Source organism: Rosenbergiella collisarenosi (assembly GCF_018494085.1).
In the GTDB taxonomy this organism is placed as follows: domain Bacteria; phylum Pseudomonadota; class Gammaproteobacteria; order Enterobacterales; family Enterobacteriaceae; genus Rosenbergiella; species Rosenbergiella collisarenosi.
In genome coordinates this window covers 351,716-366,513 of record NZ_JABBFP010000002.1, presented here as the reverse complement: position 1 = coordinate 366,513, position 14,798 = coordinate 351,716, and the positions used below count along the sequence as shown (strand labels likewise).

Genomic DNA, 14,798 nt, shown 5'->3' with positions numbered 1-14,798 from the left:
GAAAATGCGGAAGTTACGGTGGTAGAGAGTGATGGTCAATTTGATTCACAAGAGGCCGCAAATGATGCAGTACGTGAAGAATTAAGCTGTTGGGGGGATTAAGATAATGAAACACTTAATGGTAGACATCGAAACAATGGGTACCGCACCTGGTTCCCCTATCCTCACGATCGGCGCCGTATTTTTCGAGCCGTCGACCGATGAGCTTGGTCCACAGTTTTATCAAGTGGCAACTCTGCGTAGTGAGATGGCTAACGGCGCGGTACCGGATGCAGATACCATCATGTGGTGGATGCAGCAAAGCGAGGAAGCTAGAAAAGCTTTATCAAGCAATCCCAGCCATATCAATGAGGTTCTGTTGGCTCTATCGTCGTTTGCGCTTTCAACGAGCACAACTAGAAACATTCAGCTTTGGGGTAACGGCGCCAACTTCGATAATGTACTACTGCGTGATGCTTATCGACGAGCACAGCTACGACCATTCTGGAATTTCTGGAACGATCGGGATGTGAGAACCATCGTTGAGCTCGGTAGACAACTTGGCTATGACCCAAAGCGAGAGATGCCGTTTGTTGGTGATCAGCATAACGCCCTTGATGATGCTATTCATCAAGCTAAGTATGTATCAGATATTTGGCAAAAGCTGGTACCGACCACCAGCGACTAATCAAAACCGTTGCAGCGGGTAATGTGGAGGACGTATGAGCAAATTAATGAGAGCCAGCGCATGGGCTAAGAGGGAGTTTGAATCGGGGTCAGAACCTGATAATCGCACCATTAAAAAGTGGGTAAGAAATGGCGTATTACAAGGCCGTATTGTTGACGGAAGTGTGTGGGTCATTTCAGCTGAGCGCTGGGGAATTAGCAGTGTTGTATCAAGCGCTGTTCATCATCTTATCAATGAGGCTTAAATGTTAGGGCGTCCCCGCAAAAGAGAAAATAGGCACCTTCCCGATCATCTTTTTTTTGATAAATCAGCAAATGTTTATCGTTTCACACTCATAACAGGAAAGCGTAAAAGCTTAGGCTCTGATAGAGCCTTGGCTATTGCCATCGCGCGCGAATATAACAACAGAATGCGGCCTGATACCGCACCATCCTTAGATAGTCTGATTAGGGAATCAGGTGGAGAGAATGGTGAGGCTAAACCATTTGCTGTTTATGCTGAGAAGTTATTGGACCGGGCTATTGTTGATGAGAAACCAAGCTCAGACACGGTTGCCGTTTGGAAAAATGATATCGTCCGCGTGAAAAATTTCTTCTCCGATATCTATGCCTGTGACATCCAGCTTGAGCACGTAAATGCATTTATCACAAAGTACCATCAAACCTCTTCTGCCAACGTACAGAATAGGAAAGTTAGCTTCCTGAAAAAGCTATTCAGCTATGCTGTCGATGAGTCCCTGATGATCGATAACCCTGCTGAAAGAAAGAAAATGCGCAGAGTTGATAAAAAGACCAGAAGAAGACTTAGCCTTACCGATTACAGAAAAATTCATAATGCTGCCCCTCTTTGGCTTAAAACAGCAATGGATCTAGCTCTTCAGACGAGTCATGCAAGGCTTGAGGTCTCACGTATAAAATATTCAATTAAGAAACCTGCCCAAGGTGTATGCGGGTGTATATGGTTAGATAGCCCAGAGAATGATCTATATGGAACGCTATATATTCATAGGCAGAAAGTACAACACAAGGAAGCCTCTCATGTAGCGATCCCTATCGGCCCAGCGCTAAAATCCATCATAGAGAGTAGTCGAGATAATGTTGCTAGCCCATATGTGGTGCACAGAATACCTTTAAAAAGAAGTAACCCAATTAGCCAGGAGGTTGGGCATCCGACACAAGTAGCACCAGATTATATTAGCCGTTCTTTCTCGAAATTAAGAGATCAGGTTGGCGTGGCTTCAACATTGCCTGAAGATCAGCGCCCTACGTTTCACGAAATAAGGGCTCTTTCAGCGTTCTTATTCAACCAGCAAGGTATCGACCCACAGGCAAGAATGGCTCATAGCGATGCCAAGTCGACGCGCATATACACTGAAAATCATATTGAGTGGGTTTGTGTTCCTCACGGTGAAATAAAGATCGCATAAGCGATGGTATAAGTCACCCCAAGTCATTGATGTATATAATGCACTTTTTGTATTTTAGGTACTGTTTGTTTATACAGTTAAATCTACATATCCACATGATTTAATTGGACTTATTTAATTAACGCCAGCTAACATGGGGTGTCAGGGGTCGGAGGTTCAAATCCTCTCGTGCCGACCAAAAATCCCAAAGAAAAGCAGCCACTTACGGCTGCTTTTTTTGTGGCTGTGATTTGTGGATGGGAAAAATTGACATCCCCTCAAAACTTCCACTGCAAAGGCTCGATCGGCTATACCACTTCAAAGTATTACTGGCCTTCTCCCCCTAACGAATACCGTGTGTTGATGATATCCGGTTCTGTCGACATGAGTCTTGGCCTGCTAACCACAAGACCTTCCGGAGAGTATAGCGCGCAGTATTCCGCGAATCGGGGGAGATAGGATATGGTACGAACTCTATCGCGAAGAGTAAAAAAATCGAAACTAGCCCTTATATCACCAGTCTTACTACTCGGCATCGCACACCGCCCGCTGACGGTGTGCTCTATAATTTTTAATGACGGTTACGCATTAGAAACCTGTAACTCACGCGCGACTTCCCGTGGTTGAGAGTAGTCGGCTATTTTTTGGAGCTGGTGTTCAATATCGGCTTTCATCTGTTGGCGCAGCGCTTCACGTTTACGGAAGGCAGACCGGTGTTTACTTTCCACAAGTTCAACGTCACGCGGTGCTTCATAACGCGGTAATTCATACCACCCCTGGCTATCGATCGTGGGTGAGACCTCTTCCCAAAATGTGTTATAGCTCGATTTCAGATGATGAGATTTGATATGGTGACTGTCAGCAATCCCCCTTACTTTCTCAACCCCATAGCCATCGGCCAATGCGTAGGCTGCAGACAACAAAAGGTTCTTCGGCCTTAATCCATACATTGCCTTGGTTATCGCTCTAACTTGATCCTGCCCCTCACCGGGTTTAGGCCCTTGTAAACCGCATAGGCATAGAATTTTACCCGTCGTATCGAAGGAGAACGTTAAACTGTAAAGCGGTGAATCGCTCTGTGGGGTGAAAAGATAAATACCCATTTCCCCTTCTCGGACAAAACGAGAATGCATCAGCTTGAGTGTGGCCTGCTCTTCAGTCTTAAGCTGAAGGGTCGCGAGCGTAATGCCGGTCGCTTGCGGTCCAAAGAGGGTAGAAACGAAGTTCGGGTCGATACTTTGCTCAAGGCGTTGTAACGTGACGGATGCCGCCTCAAGCTTCTGTTTAATCGTCCAGCATTTGTTAAGGTACTTATTGAAGGGCCGCGAGACGAGGCTAACAACGTCATCGCGCTGTCTGATCTGTTGTGCGATAGATGAGTGTCGACACTGCTGGAAATAATGCCAATATAGGATGGGATGTGTTGCCACCGTGCGACACAGACGCTTAGAAAAATTAAATTTCCTCAGCACCTCATTACATGTCTCGTTATTTTTTCGCCACTCTCTTAAACGTCCCATCGAGATATCCCACTCTGATAAATTGCGCGTGTTAACGCGATATTTGCCTAGAGTAATAAGATAATTCTCAACAGACTCTCAACGAAGAAGCGAATAGCTTACGGAATCCTTACAATGTGTGTACATCATGACCGGGGAATGAGGCAGCCGTGGCTGCCCTGAAGATCTTAACTTTCTTGTTCTTGATGATTAATCTCAATCTCAATGTTTTGGATTGTTGCATCAATACTTTCGAGTAATTTACCTTGTGCATTAAGCAGCGTATTAATTTGCTCTGCAAACTCTGCATGCTTGTAATCACCTGCGTCAAACGCTAACCACTGTGCCGAGAGCGTCTCTGTATTATTTTGTGCGTAGTGACGCATCTCTTTAAGCTGTGAGGTAACATCACGAAAATAATCTAATTGTGTTTTTTCAACTTCACTCATTACGATAACTCCTCTATCGTGGTTTAGGATAATTGTATTAAGCTTGGCAAAAATTTAGCATATTACCTTCAGATTTTTCCGGTTTGGCGGATCACCGATTTTTCTCGCGGCAAGTCGGCTTAGCGGGTATCCTCAAACCATTCACTATTGCCATGAACTGTTTATGTCTCAATTACTCCCCCCGCACTTTACACTTGCGAAGTCTAAGGCCGACTTGCCCTTTATCACTCAGGCAGAATTCAGCACCCTGCCCTACCCAAGCGCCTGTTGTCATTTTAACCTGGCTGAATTTTCACCCACGCTCATCAAACACTTCGGCTTTGTATTACCTGAGTCGCTACGCCATGCTGTAAAAAAAAGACAGGCAGAATATCTGGCAAGTCGTTGGCTGGTCGCAGAACTTCTCGATTCCATGAATATCAAGGGTTTTCAACTCCTCAATCGAGAAGATCGTTCACCGATTTGGCCAACTGGGGTCTATGGTTCACTGTCTCATCACGCAGACAAAGTCTTCGTCATCCTTAATGGCGTACCTAGCCTCGTCGGTAATGATATTGAACTGACGCTCAGCGAGGGTAAAGCGGCAGAGCTGTATTCGATGATCATGAATGATAACGAAGTCGCGATCATGACTGCGGCGGGTTTTAGCTTAGCTCAGGCCACGACCTTGGTGTTTTCGGTGAAGGAGACGGTATATAAAGCGGTCTATCCTCGTGTCCAGCGCTTATTTGGCTTCGAGCAGGTTACGGTTCAAGCGGTAGATACACAACGTTGTCAGATAACCGTTACGCTATCTTCCGTTGCACAGCCCGCTGAATATCCCTGCGTACCTTGGCATATCCATTACTGGCAAACTGCATCGGAAGTAATGAGCTGGCAAGTAGTAGACTCTCTATAGCGCTTTACGAAATGTCAGATTAAAACGATAGGGTCCGGTCAATGGATGAATACCCGGCTTTAGGGGAGAAATTCCATGAAAGCAAAGACGGGACGCTCCACCCCACACGACAACATCACCATGTTCCAACAACACTTTTGCCGTTTTGTCGCTACGTGATAGGCCACCAAAAAGAAAGACTGCGGGCAATCCTAGAGATACCGAAACGATAGGGTGAGAAAGAGAGCGTTCATTTTTATCTTGATGGAGTGTCATTTTACTGTCTGGTGCGTAGCGATTAATCAAGCAGCTATCCGGTATAAAGTGCGGATAACCTGCTGCGGTTGCGGCGCTTTGGGCAAAATGAAGAAGCAAGGGACTTAACGCAACGTGTTGGGACTGGCTTAAGTATCCTTCGCGCCCAGATACCCATTGTGCGGCCCCACAGCCGGTCATTGCGACCGACATGGTAAAGCCACCGGGAGTGACTCGATGAACGAACGGGGCTTGCTCTGCGACACGTATGAGTTCTCGATACAGGGCATCCACGTCATATTGTGCGAAACGGCGGAGGATAACGGCACCGGCGGCTAACGGCTCTTGCCAAGGCGCTTCATCTTGGAAAAAATCAAACATTCATCCTTCCTTACCTGTCTGAGTCGTCGACGATAAACGTTTTGAAGGTCGGTGATGCCCAACCGACAAAGTTATCCCCTTGTTTAGTGATCAAATAGACGGCTAAATGATGACGTAAGGCTAGCGCTTTAGCTTTATCGGTCCCAAGCACCATTAGCCCTGTATCCCAGGCATCGGCTTCCAAGGCGGTGGTCGCAATCACCGTAGCAGAAACAAGATGATGATTGATCGGCCGACCACTATTCGGGTCAATGATATGTGATATCCGTTTACCATCGAGTTCGTAATAATTCCGATAATCTCCAGAAGTACTAATACCATGACCTTGCAGATCCACCACAACCTGAGCCTGGTTAAGCTTATCCGTCGGCTTTTGTACCGCCACGCGCCATGAATGTCCGGCTTGATGCTGCCCGCGTGAGATAAGCGCTCCGCCTACAGACACCAAATAGTTCCTTACGCCTTGTTGTTCCATTAACCTTGCAAGATGATCGGCGGCAAACCCTTCGCCTACCGTCGAGAGGTCGACGTAGAGATCAGGAATATCTTTACGCAAGAAGTTACCGTTTGCCGTTTCACTCAGCGTTAAATGCGCTAATCCGATTTTTTCTCTAGCCGTAACTATTTGTTGATCAGTTGGCGTATGCGTGGGAAGGGCATTAGGACCAAACCCCCAGAGATTAACCAGCGGTCCCACCGTAATATCCATTGCTCCCTCAGTCGCTCGCCCGACATTCATCGCACTGGAGATAATAGCGGCGACATTATCGCTCACCGGTTGAGGGCTGAGGCTTGGGTTCTGGTTAAATCGTGACAGCCATGAATCCTTTTTCCACGTCGACAGCTCTTGGTCGTCCTGATCGAGTTGGTGTTGGATTAACTCGGGGAGCTGTTTCGCTTGCTCTTGAGTCAAGCCGCCCACCGTCACCCGCCAGACTGTGCCCATAGTCTTCCCCTGAAACACCTGGTCGGGTTTCGTCGCAGAATCACATCCAAGTAAACTGCAACATAGAATAAGTAATGATGTTAAGCGAAATGTGGGGTGTACCATTATGTCTCTCTTGAACGGTGAAAGGGCAACGCCCAGTAGATGCGCACCAAAATAGAGCCATTATTTTACCGCTTATCGAAACGTCCACGTATCTTCCGGTGCGGTAAGTTGGCATTGTCTTTGCAAGAACTACTCTGCCCCCCTTCTGCGGAGATGACATATGCAACGATTCCAGCAATTTTTTACTCAGTGTCGTGCGCTCTATAACCAATGGCTTCAGTCTGGCGGATTTAGCGCGAGTGGGATGTATATGGAAGGTCATTATTGTCTGCGGCATTCGGACTCTTCAGCCAGCGAGCCCCCTCACCACTGAGTCTATAAAGAAACAGGATGCCGAGGCATCCTGTTTCTTGAGTACTCACTACACTATTAGCGCAGATTAGAACTGGTAAACAAGTCCTAACGCAACAATATCATCAGTTGTGATGCCCGCTGCTTGAGTAAACTCATTGTTTTTCATCAAGTTAATTTGATAATCAACATAGGTAGACATATTTTTATTGAAGTAATAAGTCGCTCCAACATCAACATATTTTTTCAGGTTCTGGTTGCCGTATTGACCAAGATCGGAACCGCGTGATGTCACGTAAGCTAAAGAAGGACGCAGACCAAAGTCGAATTGATACTGAGCCACTAACTCCCAGTTATCTGCCTTGTTAGCGTAACCATATACACTATTTTTATCGGTAGAATCGCCGAACTTAGTCGCGTTATAAGAGCGAGTATACATCGCCGCTAAATAGACGCCGTTTGCATCGTATTTTAAACCGCCTGAGTAAGCCGTTGCTTTATCGCCACGCCCTTGGATCGCGCTATAACCATTGCGACCGTTTTGTTCGTTAGTCCGGTCTGAAGCAAACAATGCACCACCCAGAGAAAGGCCGTTGCCTAGATCATAAGTGGAGCTAAGACCCCAACCGTCGCCATTCTGACCCAGTACGTCGCGGCCGTTCGGTGATTCAGTCGCGCTACCGTTCTTGCCTTGGTACTGAATAGCGAAATTAAGACCGTCGACTAAACCAAAGAAGTTATTGTTGCGGTAGGTTGCGAGGCCATTACTACGCTGGAATAAGAAGTTGTCTGCACCATAGGTATCACCGCCGAATTCAGGTAAAACGTCGGTCCAGCCAGCGATGTCGTACATCACACCATAGCTACGACCGTAATCGATTGACCCTGCATCACCAAAACGTAAACCTGCATAACCGATACGCGTATAGTTATCCGCAGTCCCTTGTGATTCCGCGTTGTTGAGGGCAACTTGGTATTCCCACTGACCATAACCTGTCAGTTGGTCGGTGATTTGTGTTTCGCCTTGGAAACCGAAACGTAAGTACGATTGGTCACCGTCGGTGCCATCGTCTTTTGAAAAATAATGTAAGCCGTCAACCTTACCGAATAGATCTAATTTATTACCATCTTTATTGTAGATTTCTGCAGCATGAGCAGAACCTGCGATGATCAGTGCGGGAACAAGCAGGGAGAGCGCGCGGATTTTCATCTTTATTTTCCTCGAAAACCGTTAATCCTGAAAAAAAGTCAATAAGTCATGCAAAAAAAGCTTCGGTGACTATAATTAGAAGTTGAAGCGGAAAAATCTCAATACGGAAGTTACTAAAGCACAGAATATATTTCAATGTGTTTCTTATTAATGTCTAAATGTAAATTTAGACATATAAATTTTATCAATGTATCCCCCTGATGACACTTCATAACGCAAATTGACGAACATTCTTATCATCCACCAGAAACTTCCGCACTCAATGTTTAAACGATTAGCGGTCTAAGTATTACTATCTACGCGCTATCATCATTTATATTCATTATTGTTTTATTAGCTTATTTGATAAGTTTGCAATCACTTCCTACCGAGCTTTTGCTCGGTTTTTTTTTTTATTTGAGCATAAGTCATAGATGGCTGGCATTCTCCTCAATAGTTACACCTACCGTTCAGATCTGTCATAATCAGCTAATACTCTTTACGCTTCCTATTTGAGACTTGTATGCTGTTAAAAATGCCAGAAATGACACATAATAATTTGCGTAGGCTCCTCATTTTACTGCTCACGCTACTGATCATTTCTTTTATAAGTCTTTTATATAGCAGCAGCGCCGCGGTCATTGGGCAGCAAGGCTCGGCACTCAGCAGTTTTACGCACTCCTTACAAAATCGTATCGATAAATACCGCTATATCTCTTGGCAAATTTTCGATTCAGCGACGCGCGAGACCCTGACTCCCACTATCGATGGTTCCTCACCCCACCAGACAACCTTGCAGCCGGGGGTTTTTGCCATCGATCCCCCCTCCTCCAAGGTGGAAACGCTTATATTTGGTGAGCATACGGTTGCTACACAAAATCTTGCCTCACAGATTTCGCAGTACACGGAAACGCTGTGGGCGTCGGCAAAGATGACGTGGACGTTGTACTATCTTAATGGCGAAGACAATAGTTTATCGGTCGTGACTAACGGTCAACTTACCGATAAATTAAATCGCTATGAAGGACGTAATATTACCTCGGCGATCGCCGCGCGGCGGAATGAAATGTTACAACAGGCGAATACGCTAGACGAAAAAGAGAGTTTTTCGACGCTACGCCGTAATCAGCAAATAGCTAATGGGACATTTATTACCCTACGCACCACGTTTAATCAACCCGGCCATCTTGCCTCGATTCTCGCCGTTGATTTACCTCTTGAGGACTTAAATACGACCTCTATGACCCTCTCAGCATTACAGATTCGTAACGAGGAGACGGCAACGAGAAAAAACGCACCCGTTAGCTATTCACTGAATCTCTCTGCATTGAGTATCGATCTTCTCTGCCCCGTTTCCAGTGCCCCACTCTCGACGGTTTATCATCTCCCACTAACATCGGTCGCCAGCGTGGTGCTCGATGAATTATTACCTGTATACCTTATTTTATTATCACTGATTGTTGTGATTATTTTTTGTCTTACCTTTTTACGGGAAAATAAAGGCTCATCTGCCACTAAAGTGGATCCTTGGGTAGAGAAACTTCAGGAGTTTACTCATGAGTTAGTCAGGAATTTTCCCTTAGGCTATCTCATTTACGATGCCAACCAAGGGAAAATTCTATTATCTAATGAGCTGGCTGACCACCTAGTGCAGCATCTGAACTTTAAGAAAATGGTCGATATGTCGTCAAATCCGTTCGAGCTCCTACAAGTGACGGTTAATAATGAGATCTATCAAGTTCGCCACCATACCAGCCAAGTTATCAGCCATTACCATATTTTTACTTTCCGCGAACAAAACCGTGAGCAATGGGTTAATCATCAACTCCAGCATGCACAAGAGGTGCTGGAGAAAAACCATTTATTACGGCGTCAATTTTTCGAACAACTGAGTGAGACGTTTGATTCTCCCCTGCGCCAAGTAGAAAAAGCGTTAGCACACTCGACGACAGCTATCCCCGCAGAAATGGTTCAGGGTCTTGGTGTTATTACAAAATTAATTAATAACATTCAAACGCTAACCGCTCTCGAGTCTGGACGCTTATCCGCCACACAACAGGATATCGATCTGCAAACTATTCTTGATGACGTCATTAGCGAAAACCAGGCCGCCGTCACCGAGAAAGCGATACTATTAGTGGTTGATAATAGTGAGTTGGCACAGAGTGCAAGAGTGGGCGATGCCGCACTTATTTTTCAGATAATTACAACTATACTTCGCTACTCGATAGAAAATACAGTATGGGGCAAGATTAAACTAAAGATTACGCAAAGTCCGGAATTTGCTGATCGACTTTTTCTTGAAATTGTTGATACTGGCCCGGGGTTATCTGTGCAGGAGCAGGAAAATAGTGATTTTCCCTTTATCGGTGCGGTCAGCGCCGAAGTGGCTGAGACCTCAACGAGCCTCGACCTGTTTTTTTGCAAACAGCTATTAGCACTTTTCAAGGGTGACCTAGTCGTTGAGTCGAAGAGCCATATAGGGACTCGTTACAAGATGCAAATGGATTTACCGCCCTCGCTCGCTATTCATCAGGACGAAGAGCCGATTCTTGAGGACGTGAGAATCCTTGTCACTATCGTCGCAGATGATATCCGCCATATTGTCTGCCGCCAGTTGCTGCGTTGGGGAGCCAAGTATGATTTCCCTGAAGATAGATACTCAGGCCAACAGTGCGATCTGATGATTACCGACGATGTGGAACAACTTGATGATTGGGGGGTCTTACTCTCTACAAAGAGTGAGCAATTTGTTAGCCACCCCCACCATAAGCAGGCTAATGCTAATATTAGCCGTTCTATCCTCAATGCCATCATGGAGTTGATTGAACAGCAGATTGGAGAAGATGATTTAACACAGGGAGGGGTAAATGTATCGACTTCATTGTGGGGGAATCCAGAGTACTATTCTATCTTTGAACAGACCGTCACAGAAGATATGGATAAGTTGCAGAGTGAGGTCGCCTACGACGATTACTCTGCGCTTGCTTTGACAGTTCATCGACTCAAAGGCGTTTTTGCTATGCTTAATTTGCAAGAAGGAAAAACGTATTGCGAGGAGATTGAGACACAGATTGAGCAACACCACAAAACGAACATTATGAATAGTATCAGTGAATTACAGAAACACGTAGCGTCACTGTTACAGCAAGGTAGCCAAAAAAATGAATAATATGAATGTAATTATCGCCGACGATCACCCAATTGTACTCTTTGGGATCCGCAAATCCTTGGAACAAATCGAATGGGTGAATGTGGTTGGCGAATTTGAAGATTCCACTACGCTCATCAATAATCTCGGTAAGCTGGACGCACATGTACTCATCACCGACCTCTCCATGCCTGGAGACAAGTATGGCGATGGGATCACCCTGATCAAATATATCAAGCGTCATTACCCGGATCTTTCGATCATCGTGCTAACGATGAACAACAACCCTGCCATTTTAGGCTCCGTGCTTGACTTGGATATTGAGGGAATTGTGCTTAAGCAAGGTGCTCCCACTGACCTTCCTAAAGCACTCGCTGCACTACAGAAAGGGAAAAAATACACACCCGATTCTGTTGCCCGTTTGATCGAAAAAATCAGTGCTGGCGGCTATGGCGATAAACGTCTTTCTCCTAAAGAAAGCGAAGTACTGCGCCTTTTCGCTGAGGGTTTCCTCGTTACAGAGATCGCCCGTAAACTTAACCGAAGTATCAAAACAATCAGTAGCCAGAAGAAATCAGCCATGATGAAACTGGGTGTTGATAACGATATTGCGTTATTAAATTACCTCTCTTCCGTCGGTAATTCCTCTAGCGAGAGCTAATATTAAAACGACTAGAAGCTTCTCCCAGGCTTCTAGTCCCCTTTCGCCTCAATCAAATAACTTTCCAACGCCTGTTTTAACTCTTCCAACGTAATCGGCTTCGAAAGGCAATCGTCCATGCCTGCCTCGAGACACTGCTGTTGCTCCTTAACTAGGGCATTTGCCGTCAGCCCGATAATTGGGTAGGTTTTCCCTTGGCGACGAAGTTCTCTTGCTAAACCATATCCATCAAGATTTGGCATATTAATATCAGTCAGCACCAAGTCTGTATCATCGATTTTCAGTACCTCTAAAGCGTCGAGTCCATCTTTTGCTGTCCGTGTACGATAACCTAATGTCATCAGTTGCTCGCTGAGCAGTAAACGGTTAATAGGATGGTCATCAACCACGAGGATGACATGCTCCGAATACTCGTCAGATGAAGAATAGTGAGTAGTGACATCGCCTTTGCTACTTTCAGGGGGACTCAGCCAAATCTGTGCGAGCAACTCAGGAAGCTGATAGGCTTTTGCTGTCGAAGTCAGCCAATACCCTTCAGCGGTGCGCAGGGGTTTGTCATTATGCAGCGCAGAGAAGAGGACCCACTCTACTCCCGCATGGCGAAGAGGCAGCAACTCGTCATTATCGGTAATTACCGCCTGCACGCGTTGAGGATCAGCGGGTAGCTCAGTGCTAACCGATAACTGTAAGGCTTCCAGAAGACGAATAAGATAGGCCGAAAAATGTCGGTTACTCACCAGCACAACGACGCGCTCTGCGCTAAATGCCGTGCTGAGTGTACCTTGTTCCCCCTGCCAAATAGGTAGGCGTAACGTAAACTCGCTTCCGATATCAGGCTCGGAGAGGACTGTAATATCCCCATCCATCATATTGATAAGTTTTTCGCAGATTGCCAATCCTAGCCCTGTCCCTTGGAAATTACGCTGTACCTTCCCTTCGACTTGGAAAAATGGGTCAAATAATTGCTGCACGTCGCGCTGACGAATGCCAATACCCGTGTCACGAATCCGAATATAGAGATAGCCATCTTTACACCAAAGATGTAATAAAATTCCCCCTGTATGGGTGAACTTAATGGCATTGCTCAAGATATTTGAAATGACCTGTTGTAGGCGGATGGGATCGCCAAACATGGTGTGCGGAACATCGGCCTCAATCATGCACCAGAGACTTAGCCGCTTACGGATCACCAGAGGCAGATAGTTCATTTGGACGTGCGAAACGACTTCGCTTGGAGAAAATTTAACCGGTGATATTTTCAGCTGTTCCGATTCGATTTTCGAGAAGTCGAGGATATCGTTAATAATCTTTAAGAGTAAGCCCGAGGAGTTATTCATCCCCTGCACCAGACTAGAGATATTATCTGGAAGTTCTCGCGTCTGTAATAAATCTAAGTTACCAATAATACCGTAAAGTGGCGTACGTAATTCGTGACTAACGGTCGCTAAGAACATCGATTTAGACTGATTAGCCTGCTCAGCACTGTCGGCAATTTCTTGCAGAGACTTCTCCATCATCACGCGGGCACTGACGTCGATCAATACACAAATCGCCACATCTTCATTACGATAACGGCTGTGCACAAAACTCATCTGTAGATTAGTCTTCGATGCCGTTAATACATCCATAAAATTAACTTCTTTACCGCGAATAATCTCACCAATTCTAACGCGATCCTCAGGCGTTAATACGCTTAGATAATTATGAGCTAGCTCATTACTGAGGATGTTGCTCCCATCGCTTGTGCGTAGAATACAGATACCAACAGGTGCGGAGGCTACGATTTTACGATTAAATTGCTCATGTTCTTCTAAACGTAGTGCGTTGTTAAACGCCGGTATAAACATACGTTTCTCAAACATCAGGGTAAGACAAATGAGAAATAACCCACTAAAAAGATTGAGCAGTAGTGTATTGAGTAACATCAACCGCATCTGGTCGAAGAGAATGGTCGTAGGCGCCAAATACACCATCGCAAACGGGCCTGGAGTGAGACTATTTTTTAACGCTAAGTAACGGTAATTATCAACATAGCCAAACCACTGTTTGCTCGTTGGAAGGGAAGCTACAATTGATTGTAACGACCAATTATTACTGGCCAGCAATAGGCGATTATTTCTATCTGTCACCATTGATTCAATGGCAAGGTTACCCGATGCTAATGCATCATCGAGCCTAATATTTTGCTCAACCACTACTTCAGCGATGCGCTCAGTGCCCGAATAGATCGGCATACTCATAAAGAGGCTACCTGTAGCTTTGGCGCTACCATTTGCCATCCAGTACATTGGATTACGTAAGGCGTCGTTATTAGTCGTTCGGAACACCCGATGGTGGTCCCGTAACAATGCGCGGCTCCCTGACTGTCCTAAGCTGCTCTCATTGAACATAAAGTTACCGGCACAGCTACTTTGTTGATCAACGAGATAGATATTACTAATTTCATACGTCGACGCATATTGACTATCGAGGATACGCAGATAGTGACTGAGCGTGAGTAATGTACTACGCCATGGCGAAAAGGGCTGCTGGCAGTCCGCCCCGGCTGAAAGTGGGAAGATCGCGGAGGTATTAATTTCGAGTGCCTGATTGTTTGGAGGGGCAGTGTTGCCCTTCCCTTCCTGCACAGTTGACCGATTTAAGGGATTTTCCGCGACGTACTTTAGCCCGCGAGAGGCTTCAGCCAGATGGGCGATATGCGACTGAGTCTGTAAAAATGAGGTAAATAACTGTTCGCGCAGGTGATTTTCTTTCTCGTGTAATACCTGAGATAAGATGGTTAGCGAAAGTAGAATGCCCACAAGCCAAATAAAGAAAGCGAGTCCGCGAAAAAGATAACGAGATACACGTAATGCGGTTCTAAATGAGACGAGATATTTCACTTTGAAGCGCTCTCTTTTTGTCAGTAATAGCGACAGTGGG

Annotated in this window: 13 protein-coding genes; 7 read left to right on the top strand and 6 right to left on the bottom strand. The window is 45.6% G+C overall.

The window, feature by feature from the left end:
• The first annotated feature begins 106 nt into the window (after window positions 1–106).
• From HGT70_RS04575 to HGT70_RS04565, 3 genes are read left to right on the top strand one after another with little or no spacing between them, the layout of a single operon-like run.
• Window positions 107–667, top strand: coding sequence for a 3'-5' exonuclease (locus HGT70_RS04575; protein ID WP_214195032.1), 561 nt, complete (start codon window positions 107–109; stop codon window positions 665–667).
• A gap of 34 nt (window positions 668–701) precedes the next feature.
• Window positions 702–911, top strand: coding sequence for a hypothetical protein (locus HGT70_RS04570; RefSeq protein ID WP_214195031.1), 210 nt, complete (start codon window positions 702–704; stop codon window positions 909–911).
• A complete protein-coding gene (locus tag HGT70_RS04565; protein ID WP_214195030.1) occupies window positions 912–2,093 on the top strand; it encodes a phage integrase Arm DNA-binding domain-containing protein in 1,182 nt (393 codons plus the stop codon).
• Window positions 2,094–2,653: 560 nt separating this feature from the next.
• Here the strand turns inward: HGT70_RS04565 and HGT70_RS04560 are convergent.
• Complete coding sequence (locus tag HGT70_RS04560; RefSeq protein WP_214195029.1) at window positions 2,654–3,592, bottom strand: DUF535 family protein; 939 nt, start codon at window positions 3,590–3,592, stop codon at window positions 2,654–2,656.
• Between the two features lie 167 nt (window positions 3,593–3,759).
• The gene (locus HGT70_RS04555; protein WP_071430751.1) at window positions 3,760–4,020 is read right to left on the bottom strand and encodes a hypothetical protein; all 261 of its coding nucleotides are present in this window, start codon (window positions 4,018–4,020) and stop codon (window positions 3,760–3,762) included.
• A 163-nt stretch (window positions 4,021–4,183) separates the two neighbouring features.
• Between HGT70_RS04555 and HGT70_RS04550 the strand changes: the two genes are divergently transcribed.
• Window positions 4,184–4,918, top strand: coding sequence for a 4'-phosphopantetheinyl transferase family protein (locus HGT70_RS04550; protein ID WP_214195028.1), 735 nt, complete (start codon window positions 4,184–4,186; stop codon window positions 4,916–4,918).
• On the opposite strand, the gene alkB is transcribed toward HGT70_RS04550, so the two are convergent.
• Together alkB and apbE are read right to left on the bottom strand one after the other, a co-directional pair.
• A complete protein-coding gene (gene alkB, locus HGT70_RS04545; protein WP_214195027.1) occupies window positions 4,913–5,533 on the bottom strand; it encodes a DNA oxidative demethylase AlkB in 621 nt (206 codons plus the stop codon). The genes HGT70_RS04550 and alkB overlap by 6 nt on opposite strands.
• A gap of 10 nt (window positions 5,534–5,543) precedes the next feature.
• Window positions 5,544–6,584 carry an FAD:protein FMN transferase ApbE gene (gene apbE, locus HGT70_RS04540; RefSeq protein ID WP_214195026.1) on the bottom strand — a complete coding sequence of 347 codons (1,041 nt, stop codon included), beginning with the start codon at window positions 6,582–6,584 and terminating at the stop codon, window positions 5,544–5,546.
• 160 nt (window positions 6,585–6,744) lie between these two features.
• On the opposite strand from apbE, the gene HGT70_RS04535 reads away from it, so the two are divergent.
• Window positions 6,745–6,897: a hypothetical protein gene (locus HGT70_RS04535; RefSeq protein ID WP_214195025.1), complete on the top strand. Its 153-nt coding sequence runs from the start codon at window positions 6,745–6,747 to the stop codon at window positions 6,895–6,897.
• Window positions 6,898–6,963: 66 nt separating this feature from the next.
• On the opposite strand, the gene ompC is transcribed toward HGT70_RS04535, so the two are convergent.
• Window positions 6,964–8,085, bottom strand: a complete 1,122-nt coding sequence (gene ompC, locus HGT70_RS04530) for a porin OmpC (protein WP_214195024.1) — start codon at window positions 8,083–8,085, stop codon at window positions 6,964–6,966.
• Window positions 8,086–8,587: 502 nt separating this feature from the next.
• Here ompC and rcsD point away from each other — a divergent pair.
• Window positions 8,588–11,236, top strand: coding sequence for a phosphotransferase RcsD (rcsD, locus tag HGT70_RS04525; RefSeq protein WP_214195023.1), 2,649 nt, complete (start codon window positions 8,588–8,590; stop codon window positions 11,234–11,236).
• Window positions 11,229–11,876 (top strand): response regulator transcription factor RcsB, encoded by a 648-nt coding sequence (gene rcsB, locus HGT70_RS04520; RefSeq protein ID WP_214195022.1) that lies wholly within the window; start codon window positions 11,229–11,231, stop codon window positions 11,874–11,876. Before rcsD ends, rcsB begins: the two co-directional genes overlap by 8 nt.
• A 32-nt stretch (window positions 11,877–11,908) precedes the next feature.
• Here rcsB and rcsC read toward each other — a convergent pair whose 3' ends face one another.
• On the bottom strand, window positions 11,909–14,758 hold the full coding sequence (rcsC, locus tag HGT70_RS04515; protein WP_214195021.1) for a two-component system sensor histidine kinase RcsC: 2,850 nt from the start codon (window positions 14,756–14,758) through the stop codon (window positions 11,909–11,911).
• Window positions 14,759–14,798 lie beyond the last annotated feature (40 nt).